Annotated in this window: 1 protein-coding gene; it reads right to left on the minus strand. The window is 70.3% G+C overall.

Features of this window, described 5'->3' with window-relative positions:
• Positions 1–545: HAD-IC family P-type ATPase (locus AACR77_RS14075; RefSeq protein WP_042882384.1), on the minus strand; the 545-nt coding region annotated here is incomplete at both ends.

Here is a 545-nt window from a genome sequence, read left to right on the forward strand (position 1 = left end):
CGGGCCAGCGGGTGGTGGGAGCCCTGCTCGATGGCCGCCGCCAGCGCCAGCAGGTCGGCCTCAGGCTGGCCATTGAGGCTCACCAGTTCGGTCAGCTGCGGCTTGCCCAGAGTCAGGGTGCCGGTCTTGTCAAAGGCCAGGGTATCGATGTGGGCGAGGCGCTCCAGCGCGGCGCCCCCCTTGATGAGGGCCCCCTGTCGGGTGGCTGCCGCCAGCGCCGAGGTGACTGCCGCCGGGGTGGAGATGACCAGGGCGCAGGGGCAACCGATCAGCAGCAGCGCCAGCCCGCGATAGACCCACTCGTCCCAGCTCTGGCCGAAGGCGAGCGGCGGTACCAGCACCACCAGCAGGGCGACCAGCATCATGGCCGGGGTATACCAGCGACTGAAGCGGTCGATGAAGCGCTCGATGGGCGCGCGCTGGGTCTCGGCCTCCTCGATGAGATGCAGGATGCGGTCGATGGCGTTGTTGCCGGGTTCGGACACCACCTCGAGGCGCAGCACCCGATCCGCCGCCAGACTGCCGGCGGGCACCTTGTCACCCCG

Origin of the sequence: Aeromonas sp. ZOR0002, assembly GCF_963866995.1 — a bacterium.
Classification (GTDB): Bacteria; Pseudomonadota; Gammaproteobacteria; order Enterobacterales; family Aeromonadaceae; genus Aeromonas; species Aeromonas caviae.